General features: G+C 61.0%; 16 protein-coding genes and 1 pseudogene. 11 read left to right on the top strand and 6 right to left on the bottom strand.

Annotated features, from left to right (window positions below):
* Positions 1–13 precede the first annotated feature (13 nt).
* From BMZ91_RS05870 to BMZ91_RS05845, 7 genes are all read left to right on the top strand, one after another.
* A complete protein-coding gene (locus BMZ91_RS05870; RefSeq protein WP_092835713.1) occupies positions 14–205 on the top strand; it encodes a twin-arginine translocation signal domain-containing protein in 192 nt (63 codons plus the stop codon).
* Positions 206–317: 112 nt separating this feature from the next.
* Positions 318–3,212, top strand: a complete 2,895-nt coding sequence (locus BMZ91_RS05865; protein ID WP_092835711.1) for a formate dehydrogenase subunit alpha — start codon at positions 318–320, stop codon at positions 3,210–3,212.
* Positions 3,213–3,224: 12 nt separating this feature from the next.
* Positions 3,225–3,818: a formate dehydrogenase FDH3 subunit beta gene (gene fdh3B, locus BMZ91_RS05860; protein ID WP_092835709.1), complete on the top strand. Its 594-nt coding sequence runs from the start codon at positions 3,225–3,227 to the stop codon at positions 3,816–3,818.
* Positions 3,819–3,934: 116 nt separating this feature from the next.
* Positions 3,935–5,143 (top strand): formate dehydrogenase subunit gamma, encoded by a 1,209-nt coding sequence (locus tag BMZ91_RS05855; RefSeq protein WP_092835707.1) that lies wholly within the window; start codon positions 3,935–3,937, stop codon positions 5,141–5,143.
* A 2-nt stretch (positions 5,144–5,145) separates the two neighbouring features.
* Positions 5,146–6,465, top strand: coding sequence for a c-type cytochrome (locus BMZ91_RS05850; protein WP_092835705.1), 1,320 nt, complete (start codon positions 5,146–5,148; stop codon positions 6,463–6,465).
* Complete coding sequence (locus BMZ91_RS21390; protein WP_177193799.1) at positions 6,462–6,599, top strand: hypothetical protein; 138 nt, start codon at positions 6,462–6,464, stop codon at positions 6,597–6,599. The genes BMZ91_RS05850 and BMZ91_RS21390 overlap by 4 nt, the downstream gene beginning before the upstream one ends.
* Positions 6,596–7,969, top strand: coding sequence for a sigma-54-dependent transcriptional regulator (locus BMZ91_RS05845; protein WP_092835703.1), 1,374 nt, complete (start codon positions 6,596–6,598; stop codon positions 7,967–7,969). Before BMZ91_RS21390 ends, BMZ91_RS05845 begins: the two co-directional genes overlap by 4 nt.
* Before the next feature lie 13 nt (positions 7,970–7,982).
* On the opposite strand, the gene BMZ91_RS05840 is transcribed toward BMZ91_RS05845, so the two are convergent.
* The 4 genes and pseudogenes from BMZ91_RS05840 to BMZ91_RS05825 all read right to left on the bottom strand — a co-directional run bounded on the left by BMZ91_RS05840 (position 7,983) and on the right by BMZ91_RS05825 (position 12,317).
* Positions 7,983–9,953 (bottom strand): sensor histidine kinase, encoded by a 1,971-nt coding sequence (locus tag BMZ91_RS05840; RefSeq protein WP_092835701.1) that lies wholly within the window; start codon positions 9,951–9,953, stop codon positions 7,983–7,985.
* A gap of 86 nt (positions 9,954–10,039) precedes the next feature.
* Positions 10,040–11,056: an extracellular solute-binding protein gene (locus tag BMZ91_RS05835; RefSeq protein ID WP_092835699.1), complete on the bottom strand. Its 1,017-nt coding sequence runs from the start codon at positions 11,054–11,056 to the stop codon at positions 10,040–10,042.
* A 239-nt stretch (positions 11,057–11,295) separates the two neighbouring features.
* Positions 11,296–11,583 (bottom strand): annotated as a pseudogene (locus BMZ91_RS05830) (metal ABC transporter permease); the annotation flags it as partial.
* Positions 11,580–12,317, bottom strand: a complete 738-nt coding sequence (locus BMZ91_RS05825) for an ATP-binding cassette domain-containing protein (RefSeq protein WP_092835697.1) — start codon at positions 12,315–12,317, stop codon at positions 11,580–11,582. The pseudogene BMZ91_RS05830 and the gene BMZ91_RS05825, both read right to left, overlap by 4 nt.
* Before the next feature lie 60 nt (positions 12,318–12,377).
* Between BMZ91_RS05825 and BMZ91_RS05815 the strand changes: the two genes are divergently transcribed.
* Together BMZ91_RS05815 and BMZ91_RS05810 are read left to right on the top strand one after the other, a co-directional pair.
* A complete protein-coding gene (locus tag BMZ91_RS05815) occupies positions 12,378–12,719 on the top strand; it encodes a metal ABC transporter solute-binding protein, Zn/Mn family (RefSeq protein ID WP_092835696.1) in 342 nt (113 codons plus the stop codon).
* A gap of 119 nt (positions 12,720–12,838) precedes the next feature.
* Positions 12,839–14,725: an acyl-CoA synthetase gene (locus BMZ91_RS05810; RefSeq protein ID WP_092835694.1), complete on the top strand. Its 1,887-nt coding sequence runs from the start codon at positions 12,839–12,841 to the stop codon at positions 14,723–14,725.
* A 7-nt stretch (positions 14,726–14,732) separates the two neighbouring features.
* On the opposite strand, the gene BMZ91_RS05805 is transcribed toward BMZ91_RS05810, so the two are convergent.
* Positions 14,733–14,954 (bottom strand): hypothetical protein, encoded by a 222-nt coding sequence (locus tag BMZ91_RS05805; protein WP_092835692.1) that lies wholly within the window; start codon positions 14,952–14,954, stop codon positions 14,733–14,735.
* A 26-nt stretch (positions 14,955–14,980) separates the two neighbouring features.
* On the opposite strand from BMZ91_RS05805, the gene BMZ91_RS21385 reads away from it, so the two are divergent.
* Positions 14,981–15,121 (top strand): hypothetical protein, encoded by a 141-nt coding sequence (locus BMZ91_RS21385; protein ID WP_177193797.1) that lies wholly within the window; start codon positions 14,981–14,983, stop codon positions 15,119–15,121.
* A gap of 24 nt (positions 15,122–15,145) precedes the next feature.
* Positions 15,146–15,634: an anthrone oxygenase family protein gene (locus tag BMZ91_RS05800; protein ID WP_218145644.1), complete on the top strand. Its 489-nt coding sequence runs from the start codon at positions 15,146–15,148 to the stop codon at positions 15,632–15,634.
* Between the two features lie 73 nt (positions 15,635–15,707).
* Here BMZ91_RS05800 and BMZ91_RS05795 read toward each other — a convergent pair whose 3' ends face one another.
* Complete coding sequence (locus tag BMZ91_RS05795; RefSeq protein ID WP_092835690.1) at positions 15,708–17,300, bottom strand: 2-isopropylmalate synthase; 1,593 nt, start codon at positions 17,298–17,300, stop codon at positions 15,708–15,710.
* Positions 17,301–17,518 lie beyond the last annotated feature (218 nt).

Raw genomic sequence — 17,518 nt, 5'->3', positions numbered from 1 at the left:
GAGGAACACCCTTATGACCAAGAAGACCGAAGGCGACACCAGCCGCCGCGATTTTCTGAAACTGGCCGGCACTGCTGCGCCTGCTGCGGCGGCTCTGGCTGTTGCGGGCGGGACCGCTGCCGAGGCGGCCGAGCCTGATCTGTCATCCGACAGAATGCAGGACACTGCGCATACTCGCGCCTATCTCGACAGCGCCCGGTTCTAAACCGCCGGACGACGTCAAAAACCGCTGACGACTGGTTGCGTTAGGCCCGACTGTCAGAGGAAACATCAGTACCCAGCATGCCCTGCGAGGGATGCCAAGGGAGGAGAGAAACATGCTTAGGAAAAAGACCAACGGGGTTGCGAGACGCCCCCAGCGGACCAGTATCCTGTCCGAGGTCGCCGAAAAGTCGGTCGACCGCCGCGCGTTCCTGCGCGGGTCCGGTCTGGCCATTGGTGGCCTGGCCGCAATTGGCGCCATGGGCGGCACAGTCACGCGGGCAAACGCGCAGAGTGCAGCCAATGAAGCCGTCGAGACGATTAAATCCGTCTGCACCCACTGCTCGGTCGGCTGTACGGTCGTCGCCGAAGTTCAGAACGGTGTATGGGTCGGGCAAGAGCCCGGCTGGGACAGCCCGTTCAATCTTGGTGCGCATTGCGCCAAAGGCGCTTCGGTGCGTGAACACGCCCACGGCGAACGCCGCCTCAAGTACCCGATGAAAAAAGAGGGTGGTGAATGGAAGCGCATCAGCTGGGAACAGGCGATCGACGAGATCGGCGACGGCATGATGAAGATCCGCGAAGAAAGCGGACCTGACAGCGTCTATTGGCTCGGCTCTGCCAAGCACAACAACGAACAGGCCTATCTGTTCCGCAAGTTCGCCGCTTATTGGGGCACGAATAACGTGGACCACCAGGCCCGGATTTGTCACTCGACCACGGTTGCCGGTGTTGCAAACACCTGGGGCTATGGCGCGATGACCAACAGCTACAACGATATTCACAATTCGCAAGCGATGTTCTTGATCGGGTCGAACCCGGCCGAGGCGCATCCGGTATCGTTGCTGCACCTGCTGAAAGCCAAAGAGCAAAATAACGCCCCCCTCATCGTGTGCGATCCACGTTTTACCCGCACCGCCGCGCATGCGGATGAATATGTGCGGTTCCGTCCCGGCACCGACGTGGCGCTGATTTGGGGCATTCTGTGGCACATCTTCGAGAACGGTTGGGAGGATAAGGAATACATCCGCACCCGTGTCTGGGGCATGGATCAGATCCGAGATGAGGTGAGCAAGTGGAACCCTGAAGAAGTTGAGCGCGTTACCGGCACCCCCGGTTCGCAACTGCGTCGGGTTGCCCGGACATTGGCCAATAACCGGCCCGGTACGCTGATTTGGTGTATGGGTGGTACTCAGCATGCCAACGGCAACAACAACACACGCGCCTACTGCATCCTCCAACTGGCGTTGGGCAACATTGGGGCCGCCGGTGGCGGCGCCAATATCTTCCGCGGCCATGATAACGTGCAGGGCGCAACCGACCTTGGTGTGCTAAGCCACACTTTGCCGGGGTATTACGGCCTTAGCAAAGGTGCATGGGGCCATTGGGGCCGTGTCTGGGGTGAAGATGACGACTGGCTTGCTGGTCAGTTTGACAGCATCAAGGACAAGGATGGCAAGGATCAGTCGCTGCAATACCTCAAGGGTATTCCTGTTAGCCGCTGGATCGACGGTGTTCTGGAAGACACGGAAAACATGGATCAGCCCAACAAGGTGCGGGCCATGGTTCTGTGGGGCCATGCGCCCAACAGCCAGACGCGCGGCAAGGAAATGAAAACGGCGATGGAAAAGCTGGACATGCTGGTCGTTGTTGACCCGTATCCCACCGTTTCCGCCGTCATGCATGACCGCACCGATGGCGTTTACCTTCTGCCGGCCTGTACGCAGTTCGAAACCCGCGGTTCCGTGACCGCCTCGAACCGCTCGCTTCAGTGGCGTGACCGCGTGGTGACACCGCTGTTTGAAAGCAAGCCGGACGAGGTCATCATGGCCAAGTTCGCCAACAAGTTTGGCTGGGCTGACCGTTTGTTCCGCAATATCGAAATGGAAGATGCGGAAACGCCGAATGTCGAAAGCATCACCCGCGAATTCAACCGCGGCATGTGGACCGTCGGCTATACCGGCCAGAGCCCGGAACGGCTCAAGATGCACATGGCCAATCAGCATACGTTCGACAGAACCACGCTGACGGCTCTTGGCGGTCCTGCGGATGGCGAAACCTATGGTCTGCCCTGGCCCTGCTGGGGAACGCCCGAGATGAAACATCCCGGGACGCACAGGCTCTATGATATGTCCACACCGGTTTCCAAAGGTGGCCTGACCTTCCGTGCGCGCTTTGGTGTCGAACGGGATGGCGACAACCTTTTGGCCGAGGGTGTCTATTCTGCGGGGTCGGAAATTCAGGACGGTTACCCTGAATTCACCATGCAGATGCTGATGGATCTTGGCTGGGACGGTGATCTGACCGCCGAGGAACGCGCGTCGATTGATGCGGTTGCCGGACCTGCCACCAATTGGAAAACCGACCTTTCGGGCGGGATTCAGCGGGTGGCGATTGCCCATGAATGTGCGCCCTTCGGCAATGCCAAGGCGCGGGCCGTCGTCTGGACCTTCCCCGATCCGGTGCCTCTGCACCGCGAGCCGCTCTATACGAACCGGCGCGATCTGGTCGCGGATTATCCGACATACGAGGACCGGCACGATTACCGTCTGCCGACCATGTATGCCTCGATCCAGAAGAACGACTTCTCGAAAGAGTATCCGATCATCCTCACATCCGGCCGTCTGGTCGAATATGAAGGTGGCGGTGACGAGACCCGTTCAAATCCCTGGCTGGCCGAGCTTCAGCAGGACATGTTCGTCGAAATCAACCCGCGTGACGCCAACAACCTTGGTGTGCGGGACGGCGCGCAGGTCTGGGTTGAAGGTGCCGAAGGTGCCAAGGTCAAGGTCATGGCGATGGTCACCGAGCGGGTGGGCGAAGGCGTTGTCTTCATGCCCTTCCACTTTGGTGGTCACTTTGAGGGCAAGGATCTGCGGGCGAATTATCCCAAAGGGGCAGACCCCTATGTCTTGGGTGAAGCGACCAATACGGCCCAGACCTATGGCTACGATTCAGTCACGCAAATGCAAGAGACCAAGGCGACTCTTTGCAAAATCAGTGCAGCATAAGGAGATACTGACATGGCAAGAGCAAAGTTTCTCTGCGACGCCGAACGCTGCATCGAATGCAATGCATGCGTAACGGCCTGTAAGAACGAGCACGAGGTTCCGTGGGGGATCAACCGCCGCAAGGTGGTTACGATCAACGATGGTAACCCGGGCGAGCGTTCGATCTCGGTGGCCTGTATGCATTGTTCAGATGCGCCGTGCATGGCGGTTTGTCCGGTGGATTGCTTCTATCAGAACGAAGAAGGCATCGTTCTGCATTCCAAGGACCTCTGCATCGGCTGTGGCTATTGCTTTTACGCGTGCCCGTTTGGCGCGCCGCAATATCCCCAGGCCGGTAACTTTGGCAGCCGCGGCAAGATGGACAAATGTACCTTCTGCGCCGGCGGTCCCGAAGAAAACCACTCGGCAGCCGAGTTCCAGAAGTACGGGCGCAACCGGATTGCAGAAGGCAAATTGCCGATCTGCGCCGAAATGTGCTCGACCAAGGCCCTGCTGGCGGGGGACGGCGATGTTGTATCGGCGATCTATCGCGAGCGTGTAGTGGCGCGCGGCTTCGGCTCGGGCGCCTGGGGCTGGGGAACGGCCTATGAACAGAAAGGCGGCTGACCTTTGGTCAGGGGCGCCCCCGATGTGGGGCGCCCAACCGCAATTCGGATCGGGTGGGCGGCGGTCACGTCGCCCCCCTTACCAATGTTTGAAATTCCCAGACAGGATGACACGCGATGACCCGCATTCTTATGACGCTCTTGGTGTCTCTTTTTCTGACGGTTCCGCTGGCCGCGCAAGAGGCGGTCGAGGCACCGCAGCCGGAGCGTTCGGCAACCGGTGGGGCGCAGACACTGGAGGATATTCTTGCCCGGCAACGCGGCGAGAAAATTGACGATTCATTCCGCTCTGACGCGACGGGCGACCCCGACAGCGCCGCAGGGGTGGCAAATCAGCTTGGAACATTGGGCGGGGCATCGGATTCCGAAGTCTGGCGCGCGCTGCGTTATGGCAAGGGCGATGTCACCGTTTCGGCCGGCGGGCCGGTGGCGGGTGTCTTGATCCAGGATGGCGGCATGAGATGGCTGGAATTCCGCCAAGGGCCGCTGGCGCAATATGGCGCCTACCTTCTGGGTGGCACGATCGTGGTGCTGGCGCTGTTCTTTCTGCTACGCGGTCGTATCCGCATTGATGGCGAAAAGACCGGGCGCACCGTGACCCGCTTTCAGGCGATCGAGCGGTTTGGGCACTGGCTTATGGCGGGCGCTTTCGTGGTGCTTGGCATCACCGGGCTGATCACGCTGTTTGGCCGCAAGGTGCTTATTCCCGCCTTTGGCCACGAGATGTTCTCGACCATGGCGATTGCGTCGAAATGGGTTCACAACAATATCTCATGGGCCTTCATGATCGGCCTTGTGATGGTGTTTTTCATGTGGGTGATGCACAACATCCCCAACAAGATCGACCTGAAATGGATCGCAGTGGGCGGGGGCATTTTCAAGAAGGGCGTTCATCCGCCTGCCAAAAAGTTCAATGCCGGGCAAAAGATGATCTTCTGGTCGGTGATCCTGTTTGGCGCCTCGATCTCCGTGTCTGGCCTGTCGCTTTTGTTCCCGTTCGAGTTGCCGATGTTTGCCAAGACCTTTGTCCTTCTGAACCAGACCGGCCTGCCGCAGGCGGTGGGGTATGGCGAATTGCCGGTCATGCTTGCGCCGCATGAGGAAATGCAGCTTGCGACGCTCTGGCATTCGATCATGGCCTTTGTCCTGATGGCGATCATCCTGGCGCATATCTATATCGGCTCGATCGGGATGGAAGGCGCCTATGATGCAATGGGATCGGGCGAAGTCGAAGAGCAATGGGCGCGCGAGCACCATAGCCTCTGGCTTGACGAAATCCGCAAGGCCGAGGGTCAGACCGAAGGCAAAGCGACCCCCGCGGAATAGCCATGCGCGCGCTTGCGATTGCTCTGTGGTGTCTTGGGCTGGCGGCGATGACCCCGCCGCTGGCCGCGCAGGAGTTTACCACGCTCAAGGGTCATGGCGGGCCGATCATGGGCCTTGCCGTGAACGATCAGACCGGGCAGGTGGCCTCGGCCAGTTTCGACAATTCTGTCGGCCTCTGGCAGGGGCGGGCGCCACACTGGCTTGAGGGGCACCGCGCTGCGGTGATCAGCCTTGAGTATCTGGACGAAACCCGGCTGGTGTCGGGGGGCGATGATTTTGCCCTGATGATCTGGGATATGCAAACCGGCACCCAAACCCGCCTTGAGGGGCACAAGGGCAAGATCGCGGCGCTTGATATCTCGCCCGATGGGCAATGGATCGCCTCGGCAAGCTGGGACGGCTCTATCGGGATCTGGCCGCTGGCGGGGGGCGCGCCACGATTTCTGACCGGCCATGACGCGGCTGTGACCGACGTGATGTTTGGCCAAACCGGGGCGCTGCTTTATTCGTCGTCCTCGGATGGCACGGTGCGCGAATGGCACTGGCAAGAGCCGCAGGTGCGCCCCCGCGTCGTGATCAATCAGGGGTTCGGCGTGAACCGGATCATCCTTGGCCCCGATGACACATGGCTTGCCTATGGCGCGGTCGATGGCGCAACGCGGGTGATCCGCCCCGAGACTGGCGCGACGCTGGCGGATTTCACCCTTGATCGCCGCCCGATCCTGGCGCTCGCCCATGATCCGGGTCGGGGCCAGTTGGCGGCAGGGGACGGGCACGGCTATATCATGGTGATCGACACCGATGACTGGCAGATCGAACGCGATTTTCGCGCCATGCAGCGCGGCCCGGTCTGGGCGCTGCAATTCTCGCCCGATGGCGAGATGATTTATGCCGGCGGCCTTAACGATGTGGTTTATGGCTGGCCGGTGGCCTTGCTGAGTGAATATGATCCGGCGGTGGCCTCTGAGCACAGCTTTTTGCGCGCGCCCCGCGAGATGGGCAACGGCGAGCGGCAATTTATGCGCAAATGCTCGATCTGTCACGCGCTCACGCCGCCGCCCTCGCGCAAGGCCGGGCCGACATTATACGGGGTGTTCGGGCGGCCAGCCGGCACCGTGCCGGGCTATGCCTATTCCGAGATCCTGACCGGATCTGATATCATCTGGTCGGACGATACGATAGACGCTTTGTTTGATCTTGGGCCGGATCACTATATTCCCGGCTCAAAGATGCCTATGCAACGGATCACGGCAGCGCAGGACCGTCAGGATATGATAGACTATCTGCGCGATGCCACGGCCAAACAGGAGAACCGAGAATGAAAGCCATGATTGTGGCCTTTGTGGCCTGCGCCATTATTGCCGCCGCCGCGCCCCACGTCATTGAACTTGCGGGCTACACGACCGAGGGCCAACGCGCGGGCGATGCGGTTCGCCTTGGTGACGCGGCCCAATGAGCCCTGCTGCGGCGCATGCCAGGGCCGCGCAGGACGACCGTGACGACTACGGCGAAAACCTCGCGCTTGCGTCGGTTCTCGTGATCGACGACGAACCGGGCATGCGCAATTTTCTGGTCAAGATCCTCGGCCCGCGCTGCAAGCGGGTCGAGCAGGCGCGCTCTTGCCGCGAGGCGGGCGATATCCTTGATCAGGCACATTTCGATCTGGTGATCCTCGATAATATCATGCCTGAAAAAACCGGGCTGGATTGGCTAGAGGAACAGCGCCATGTCGGCTTTTTCGCCGATACCATCCTGATCACCGCCTATGCCGACCTTGATACCGCGATCAAGGCGCTGCGGGCGGGGGTGACCGATTTCGTGCTGAAACCGTTTCGCGCCAACCAGATCTTGAACGCGGTGGCGCGCGCGCTTGATCGCAAATACCTGCGGCGCGAAAACTATCTGCTGCGACACGAGCTATCCGAGGGCGGGCAGGCCGCGCGCGGGCGCTTGCTGGGCAATTCCGCGCCTATTCAGGCGGTGCGCGAGATGCTGGGCAAACTGGCGCCGATGCCCACCTCGGTGCTGTTCACCGGGGCCAGCGGCACCGGCAAGGAGATTGCCGCGCGCACACTGCACGGGATGTCTGATCGCGCCGAAAAACCCTTTGTCGCGATCAATTGTGCCGCGATTTCACCCGAGCGCATCGCAGAAGAATTGTTCGGCGTGGTCGAGGGCGAAAGCCACCGCAAGGACGGTCTTTTGCTGCATGCGGATGGCGGCACCCTGTTGCTTGATGAGGTGGCGCAGCTTTCGGAAAATGTGCAGGCCGCCTTGCTCCGGGTGCTGGAGGACAAACGGATCAGGCCGCTTGGCTCGGAACGTGAAATTCCGCTGAACCTGCGGTTTCTTTTCGCCACCAACGCCGATCTGGAAGCAGCGGTTGCCGAGGGCCGCTTTCGCGCCGATCTTTATCACCGGATTAATGTGGTCAATATCGAGATGCCGCGCCTGAAAGAGCGCAAGGAGGATATCGTCGAACTGGCCGCGCTGTTCATGAGCGAATTCGTCAAGACGCTTGGCATGCAGGCGCTTGAGCTTAACGAAGAGGTTCTGTTGAAGCTAAGCCGCTATGACTGGCCCGGAAACGTCCGCGAATTGCGCAACCTGATCGAGCGTTCGGTGATCCTTGGGGCCTTTCCCAATGAGTTTGCCGGCTCTGGCCGCGTAAGCGGCGCACAGGCGATCGAGACGCTCGAACTGGTTGAACAGCGCCATATCATGACGGTGCTCGATGCCTGTGGCGGCAACCGCGCCGAGGCCGCGCGCCGACTTGGCGTGGCGCGCAAGACGGTGGATCGCAAATGTGCGGCCTGGGGGCTTTAGCCGCTCTTCGGGCTCAGGTCTGCTCACCTTGATCTTCGGGCAGCCAGACGGTGAATTCGGCGCCGCCCTCGGCCCGGTTGCGCACCGAAATAAGCCCCTTGGCGCCTTGAATCAGGGTCTGGCTGACCGAAAGGCCAAGCCCGGTGCCTTCGCCAAGCTTGGTGGTGAAGAACGGATCGAACACCGAGGCAAGCTTGTCGGCGGGAATGCCGGGGCCGGTATCGGCGATGATCAGGGCCGCACCGCTTTGCCCCGTCTGATCGCGCCTTTGCAGGGTGATCGTCAACGCGCCGCGATCCCCCATTGCCTGGACCGCGTTGACCACAAGGTTGATGATCACCTGCTGTAGTTCGCCGGGGTTGATGGACACAAGTGGCGCATCCTCGGCCATGTCGATCGAAAGCCGGGTTTGCGCATTGGCGATCACGTGATCGACCAGCACAAGACAATCCTTGAGCACGGCGGCGATATCGACCTGTTCCTCGAAGGTGCCAAATTCGGTCGGCCGCGCAAATTGCAGGAGTTTGGATACGATGGCGCTTATCCGTCCAACCTGCCTGTCGATCAGCGACAGCTCGGTGTCTACCGGTGCGCTCTCCTTGCCAAGGGTCTGGCGGATCACATCGACATTGCCTTGAATGACCGCCACCGGGTTGTTGATCTCATGCGCGACGCCGGCGGTGATTTCGCCGATCGAGGCAAGCTTTTCGGACATGACCAGTTGCTGATAGGTGGCTTCCAGCTTTTGATTGGCCTCGCGCAATTCGGCCGTGCGTTCTTCGACGCGGGTATTGAGCACATCCGCCCAGGACCGAAGCGCGCGGTCACGTTCCTGCACCTGATCAAGCAGGCTATCGAGATGCGCCGCCACGGTGCCGATTTCATCGCGAGAGCGCACCGGCCCGATGCGCGCGTCAAGCTGGCCACTCTCGACCTTGCGCATGGTTTGCGTCATCCGTTCAAGCGGCGAAAAAATCCCGCCGGCGAGCCGCAGGAAAAGCGGGATGGTCAGCGCCAGAATGGCCAGAAATGCCGTAAAAATAAGGATATAGGCGCTGCGCTTGACGGCGGTGAACGGGGCCTCAAGAAAGCCGACGTAAAGCATGCCGACGCGATTGCCAAAGCTGTCGGTGAGCGGTTCATAGGCCGAAATATACCAGTCATTGACCACAAATGCGCTATCGAGCCAGGTGCGCCCGCCGTCCAGAACCGCGCCGCGCACCGCCGCCGACACCCTTGTGCCTAGCGCGCGCTCGCCCTCGAACAGGCGCACATTGGTCGAGATGCGCACATCCTCTAGAAACAGCGTCGCGGTGCCCTTGCGCGCGTCACCATCGCCGGTCGCGCGATAGACAAGCGCATTGATCGTGTCGATGAAATCCAGGTTCCGGTTAAGCAGAATCCCCCCCACCAGTACCCCGCTGCGCCCCTGTGCGGTTACTGCCGTCGCGGTATGCACGACCATGCCGCGATCCTCGGTGGTGCGTTTCGTCGGCACGGCGGCGCGGGTCTCGACCAGGGGCACGCGCGCGCGCGCCGCAAGGCCGGTGGCACTCGGCAGCGCGGCCAGATCCGCGCCTGAAAGAATGTCGATTTCGGTGGCCGAACCACCGCGCACCGCCGCCGCGATCACCGGCCAGAGATTGGCCTGTTCACGGGCCGCGGGGGCAGGCAGGAAATAGAGGAAATCAAGCCCGAGCACCGCGCGATTGTTCTGCAAAAAGCGGTTGAAGCGGTCCGGGTCATGCCCGCTCGCGCGATCAAAATCTATCGAGCGGGCAAGGCTTCGCACGTCATTGCCGGTGGTGGTCAGGATGCGTTGCAGATACTGATCGGCGATGCGCAGATCGCTTTGCACATTGGTGATCAAAAGATTGTCGTAATTCACCGACCAGCGGTTGACGGCAAACAAGAGCAACAGCGGCATCAGCACCATCAAAGGCAGCAAGGCCAGGATCAGAAGTCGAAGCCGAACTGAGGTCATGAATGTGCCGGGCCCTGTGGTCTGGGCCCGACACTAGGATATTTGCGCCGCGCCCGCAATCACGCGCGCGGCCAGGTAGGGGCGGCCTAGTTCCAGCCGACCTGATTGAAGATCGCCTGCGCCTCGGCTGCATTGCGGCTGAAGGCCGAGGTATTGGTGGTGGTGTCGGGCTTGAACGTGCCAAGCCGCGCGGTGCCCTCATCTGCGGCCATGTCCTTGACGGCCGGGTATTCGTGGTTGTCGCGCGCGAATTGGGTTTGCGCAAATTCGCCAGTCAGGAATTCCAGAAGGGCTGTCGCCTCTTCGGGGTGTGGGGCGGCGGCGGTCATTGCGGCCACGGCAAGATTGACATGCGCACCGCGCCCGTCCTGATTGGGCCAGACCCAGCCGATGCCCTCGATGCCGGGTGTCAGGCCGTCGACCTCGCCATCAAACCCGCGCAGGAAGTAATAGTTGTTGGCCACGGCGATATCGCATTCGCCCGATACAATCCCGCGAAGCTGATCGGTGTCACCGCCCTGGGGCGGGCGTGCCATATTGGCGACAACGCCTGCGGCCCACTCCTTGGCTGCCTCGGCGCCATCGGCCTCGATGATCGAGGCCAGCAGCGACTGGTTGTAGACGTTCGAGGACGAGCGGATGCAAACCTTGCCCTGCCATTTCGGATCGGCCAGTTCTTCATAGGTTTGCGGCGGGGTCTCGACGCGATCCTTGGCATAAAAAATGATCCGTGCGCGCTGTGACAGGCCAAACCAAAGGTCATCCGGGTGACGCAGATGCTCGGGCACGCGCGATGTGATGGTCTCTGAGGTGAAGGGTTGCAGCACGTCGGCCTCTTCGGCGCGGGCCATGCGACCCACGTCAACGGTGATGAACACATCGGCGGGGCTATTGGCGCCTTCGGCGGTCAGGCGGGCGATCAACTCGTCCGCGTCGGCCTCGATCCGGTTCACGGAAACGCCGGTCTTGGCGGTGAATTCTTCGTAAAGCGCGTTGTCGGAATCATAGTGGCGACTGGAATATACATTGACCTCCTGCGCCAGAACCGGAGTGGTCAGGGCCAGGGTTGCAGTCATGCCTATGACAGCTTTAAGCGATTGCATCGGGTGTCCTCTCTTGAGTGTCCGCGTGAAAGATGTCCCCGTTCTCCATTTTCTGACTAAAAGAGTCAATATATAATTCAGACTAAAAGAGTCGGGTCTAATTTCCGGGTCATTTCAACGCGCCGTTACCGCATTTGGCGTCTGATCATACTGCCGCCGAGGCTTGTCGTGGCAAAGATCAGTGCCGCAAGACAGACAATGGTCGGCCCCGTCGGCGTATCAAGCCGGAACGATGCGCCAAGCCCGCCAAGCGCCAGAACGCCGAGCAGCGTATCCATCGCAAAGCCACGCCCCGAGAGCGCAGAGACCGTCATCGCCATGACAAGCGACACCGCAAGCGCGCCGATAAAGATCGAGGTCGAAAACGCCAGGGCAAACGCGACGCCAAGGATCGCGGCATGGGCGGTCGCATCGCCGAAATAGGCCATCCGTCGCCAAACCACGAAACACCCCAAAGGCGCCGCTGCAAGCGCCACGCCAAGCCCGGCAAGCGCGGTGCGGAGCATGAAATCGTCAAGCAGGATCATTCGGCGGCCTCATGTGTGGGATCGTGGTCGTGATAGTGGTTATGTTCGTGCCGGTAAAGCGCCAGGGCGCCTTGGGTGCCGCGCCCGAAAATGGCGCGGTATTCTTCGGCCTGTGCCACCACCTCGGGGCGCCCCTCACAGCAGATATGTCCATTGAGGCAGATCACCCGGTCGCTGGCGCTCATCACCACGTGAAGCTCATGGCTCACCATCAAAACGGCGCAGCCAAGGCTTTGGCGGACCTCTTCGATGCGCCGGTAAAACGCGGCAGAGCCGGGTTGGTCAAGCCCCTGCGTGGCCTCGTCGAGGATCAGAAGATCGGGCTTTTCCATCAACGCGCGCGCCAGCAGAACCCGCTGAAACTGTCCGCCGGACAGATCGGCCATCTGGTGATCGCGCAGATCGGGCAGGCCGGCCTGTTCCAATGCGGCGCGCAGAGCCCCGGCGGGGTGGCGGCGCGGCAGGCCGAGAAATCGCGTCACCGTCAGCGGCAGCGTCGGGTCGATATGAAGCTTTTGCGGCACATAGCCGATGCGCAAGCCCGGCGCGCGGATGACCGCACCGCTGGTCGGGGCAAGCGCGCCAATGATGGCGCGCAACAGCGTTGATTTGCCCGACCCGTTGGGGCCGACGATGGTCACGATCTCGCCGCGCTCAACAAAAAGGTTGACGCTTTGCAGCACCATATCGCCGCCAAGGCGCACGCAGAGGTCTTTGGTCTTGATCAGGCGCATGCGGGCGCCCCCTTGCGGCAATTGGGGCAAAGGCCGAGCGCCTCGACCACGGCCTGTTCGATGGCAAAACCGGTGTCAGTGGCGGCACGCGCGCGGGTGGTCGAGCTTTTGGCGGCCGAGGAAACCCGCGTTCTTGATTTGCGCGAGGGGGTTGCCTTTGGCGCGTCGGGCGATATGGCGGGGCATGAGGACGATCGCGGCCATGATCACGGTCATGAGGGCCTTGATTCGCACGCCTGGCTTGACCCGGAAAACGCCCGCCGCTGGCTTGGGCTTTTGGCTGACGAGTTGGCGGCGCTTGATCCGATGGCAAGCGATCATGCACCGGGGCCCGATCTTTATCCCGATCTGCTGCGCGCGATGGCAGGTGCGCTGGTGACGTGCCTGAGCGCGCCGCGCTAGGCGCGTCGAAACCTGCACCAAAACGCAGCGTAAAACTTGCGCCGCCCGGCAATCCCGCACATTCTTGCGCGCAGGGAGAGAGCCGTGCGGGGTCGTGCGGCCCATAGGGAGGACACGACATGAGCTTTACGTGCCGACAGGACGTGATTGACATCCAGAACGAAGTGACATGGGAGGCGCGGGATAAACCCGAAACCCTTTACCAGATGCTCAGTCATACGGCGCGCAGCTTTCCCGACCGCCCCGCCGTCAGCTATCAGCTGTTTTCGGGCGCGGGCGATCCGTCACATACCCTGACCTGGAAACAGTTCCACGATCAGTGCTGTCAGGCGGCCAACCTGTTCCGCAGCCTCAAGGTGGGCGAAGGCGAGGTTGTCGCACTTGTCCTGCCCAATTGTCTTGAGACCGCAGTTGCAACCATTGGCGGGGCGATTGCCGGGATCGTCAACCCGATCAACCCGCTGCTTGAGCCTGAACAGATCGGCTCGATCCTGCGCGAAACCAAGGCCAAGGTGGTCGTCACCCTCAAGTCGTTCCCCAAGACCGACATCGCCCAGAAAACCGCCGAGGCGGTGCGCCATGCGCCGGGCGTGCATACGGTTCTGGAAATCGACCTCAACCGCTATCTGAGCCCGCCCAAAAGCTGGATAGTGCCGCTGCTGCGCCCGAAAATCCCGACCGGGCATCACGCCGATATCCTGAATTTCAACAAGGCGTTGGCAGGTCAGAAAACCGCGCTCGATTTCCCTGATTCCGCCGGAGACCGGGTGGCGGCCTATTTTCATACCGGCGGCACGACCGGCATGCCCAAGGTGGCGCAGCACCGCTATTCCGGGATGATCTACAATGGCTGGATCGGGCATACCCTATTGTTCACCGAACATGACAACGTGATGTGTCCGCTGCCGCTTTTCCATGTGTTTGCCTGTCACGTGATCCTGATGGCAATGATCAAATCGGGCGCGCATGTGGTGTTTCCGACACCTGCGGGCTATCGCGGCGAGGGGGTGTTCGACAATTTCTGGAAGCTGTGCGAGCGCTGGAAGATCACCTTTGTGATCACCGTCCCCACCGCCGTTTCCGCGCTGATGCAGCGCAAGGTCGATGCCGATCTTAGCACGGTCAGAAACGCCTTTTCCGGCTCGGCGCCGATGCCGCTTGAGCTTTTCAACCGGTTTGAAGCGGCGACCGACATGACCGTGATCGAGGGCTATGGCCTGACCGAGGCGACCTGCCTTGTGTCCTGCAACCCGCCGGAAGGCGAAAAGAAGGTCGGCTCGGTCGGGGTGCCGTTCCCCTACACGGATGTGCGCATCTACAAGACCGATGCCGAGGGCAAGCCGATTGAATGCGCAGCCGACGAGGTGGGCGAGATCTGTATCTCGAATCCGGGCGTCTACCCTGGCAATACCTATACCGAGGCCGCGAAAAATATCGACCTTTATCATCATGACGACTATCTGCGCACCGGCGATCTTGGCCGGATTGACCCGGATGGCTATCTTTGGATCACCGGGCGGGCCAAGGATCTTATCATTCGCGGGGGGCACAATATCGACCCGGCCGAGATCGAAGAGGCGCTAATGGCGCACGGCGAGGTGGCGATGGCCGGCGCAATCGGTCAGCCCGATGCGCATTCCGGCGAAATGCCCTGCGCCTATGTCGAGCTGGTCGAGGGTGGCACCGTCACCGGCGAGGCTTTGCTGGAACATTGCAAGATCCACGTTCATGAACGCGCCGCGATCCCGAAATATGTCGAGGTTCTGGCCGAACTGCCGAAAACCGCTGTTGGCAAGGTGTTCAAGCCCGACCTGCGCAAACGCGCGATCACCCGCATCTATAATGCTGCTTTGGACAAGGCAGAAATCGCGGCCGAGGTGGTGGCTGTGGTCGATGACAAAAAGCGCGGGCTTGTGGCGCAGGTCCGCAAGACTGGCGATGTGGACGAGGAAAAGCTTGGCCACACTCTTGGGCAATTCGTTCGCCCCTGGGAATGGGCCGACTAGGCAGGCTTCAGGCGCGCGGTGGCAGGGTTAGCTCGCTGCGCGCAAGCCCCTTGATTGTTTCGATATAACGCTCTTGCGGCCAGCCGCAAAGCTGGGTCAGATGCTCCCAGGTGGGGATCGACAGCAGCGTCCAGAGCAGATCTGTGGCGCTGTCCTTGCCAAGGCAGAGCGCGCCATCGCGATCAAGCGCCTCGACCGCGGCGGCGCAGCCCTCTCGCATGTCTGCCATTCTTTCGCCCCAGGCCCACCCGACGGGTGCTCTGCAATCAGGTGCTTGGATTTTGCGGAATCAAGGCGCGCAAGGTGGTGCAACTCGGCTCGGTCAAGCTTGCCGATGCGGCCAAGATCGACCGCTGGATCGGCACGGCCCGCGCCATGGGACAGGCGGCCGCCTGAGATGTCAAGGAAAGGACAGGATCAATGACACATATGGTTGAAGTGACAGTTTTTGCGAGCGCTGCCCTTGTGATGGCGCTTGTGGCGGGGGTGTTCCTGGCGTTTTCGGATTTCGTCATGCGCTCGCTGCGCGTCGCGACGCTGACAACGGGGGTCGAGGCGATGCAACAGATCAACCGCAAGGTTTACGGCTCGGTCTTTCTGGTCGGATTGCTCGGTCTGGCGCCGGTGTCTCTGGGGCTGGCGGGCTATGGCGTGATGTCCATGAGCGGACCTGCGGCGGGGTGGATCATCGTCGGCGGGCTGATCTATTTTGCGGGTACGTTTCTGGTCACGATGCTGGGAAATGTACCGATGAACCAACGGCTTGACCATATGGTCCTGTCTGCGCCTGAAACCCGAGACTACTGGCAGGTCTATGCCCGTGACTGGACCCGCTGGAACCACCTGCGCACGGCGGCCTCGGCGATTGGGTCGGCCTGCTTGCTGATCGGCCTGGTGCTTTATGCCTAGAGCGGCCACTCATCGCGCCCTTGCGTGCGCGCCTCGTGCGAGGCAGCCACGCAAGGGGCTGAAGAGCGCTCACCTAGGACAGGTCTTTGTAGTTCACCTCGGGCGTATCACCGCCCGATTTTTCGCGCCGCACCAAGAGATTATTGAGCGCGTGAACATAAGCCCTGGCACTGGCCACGACCGTATCGGTATCGGCCGATTGCCCAGTCACGATGCGCCCGTCCTCTTCCATGCGCACGCTGACCGTGGCCTGAGCATCGGTGCCCTCGGTCACCGCATGCACCTGATAAAGTTGCAGGCGCGCGCCATGCGGAAACAGGTTGCGCACCGCATTGAAGGTCGCGTCGACCGGCCCGTCGCCTGTGGCCTCGGTCGTGTGCTCGGTGCCGTCAATCACCATGGTCAGGCTCGCCTGTTGCGGCCCATCGGTGCCGCAAACCACTCGCAAATGCTTGATCTGAAGGCGTTCGCCTTCACCATCAATCCCGATGTTGACCAGCGCGATCAGATCCTCGTCATAGACCTCTTTCTTGCGGTCGGCCAATTCCTTGAAGCGCACGAACACATCGTTGAGCTGATTATCGGCCAGATCATAGCCCAGATCATGCAGCTTCGAGCGCAAGGCGGCGCGCCCCGAATGCTTGCCCATGACGATATTGGTTTCGGCCAGGCCCACGTCGGACGGGCGCATGATCTCGAAGGTTTCGGCATTCTTGAGCATGCCATCCTGATGGATGCCCGATTCATGGGCAAAGGCGTTCTTGCCGACAATCGCCTTGTTGAACTGCACCGGAAAGCCCGACACCGTTGCGACGCGGCGCGAGATATTCATGATCTTGGTGGTGTCGATGCCGGTCGCATAGGGCATGATATCACCGCGCACCTTGAGGGCCATCACCACCTCTTCCAGCGCGGTGTTGCCGGCGCGTTCACCAAGGCCGTTGATGGTGCATTCGATCTGGCGCGCGCCGCCCGCCACCGCCGCCAGGGCATTGGCCGTGGCCATGCCAAGATCGTTGTGACAATGGGTGGCAAAGACAACCTCATCGGCGCCGGGCACGGTTTCGATCAGGCGGCGGATCAGGTCGGCAGATTCAACCGGCGCCGTATAGCCCACCGTATCGGGGATATTGATCGTGCTCGCGCCGGCCTTGATCGCGATCTCGACCGTGCGGCACAGATAGTCCCATTCGGTGCGCGTGGCATCCATCGGCGACCATTGCACGTTGTCACACAAGTTGCGCGCATGGGTAACCGTCTCGTGAATTCGCTCGGCCATCTGATCCATGTCGAGATTGGGGATCGCCCGGTGCAATGGCGAGGTGCCGATAAAGGTGTGAATGCGCGGTTGCGCCGCGCCTTTCACCGCCTCCCAGCAGCGGTCGATATCCTTGATATTCGCCCGCGCCAGCCCGCAGATTACCGAATTTTTCGAATTCGCCGCAATCTCGCTCACGGCGCGGAAATCGCCTTCCGAGGCGATCGGAAATCCGGCCTCGATGATATCGACGCCCATCTCATCCAGAAGCCCGGCAATTTCGAGCTTTTCCGCATGGGTCATGGTGGCGCCGGGGGATTGTTCGCCATCCCGCAGGGTGGTGTCGAAAATCACCACACGCTCTTTTTGGGCCTGCGAGGGAACGCGGTTTTTGGTCTGATCAGTCATTTTGAGTCTCTTTTTATTTGTCCTAAGCCTGTGGCGCGAAAAGGCACATCCTCTGAGCGGTCGCGCCGGGCCGGCACGCTCAGAGGCGGCTTAGGTCTAGCAGGGCAGCCGGAAACGCGCGCAAAATCGCGCGAGTCATGGGCAATGTCATATGATCCTGCTTAGTCATGCGCCGGACTATAGGATTGGGCGCGCGAGATGAAAACCCCGAAATTGAC

This window comes from Roseovarius lutimaris (assembly GCF_900115165.1).
Classification (GTDB): domain Bacteria; phylum Pseudomonadota; class Alphaproteobacteria; order Rhodobacterales; family Rhodobacteraceae; genus Roseovarius; species Roseovarius lutimaris.
Note: the sequence above shows the minus strand (reverse complement) of the source record. Positions and strands in the feature narration are given on the sequence as shown.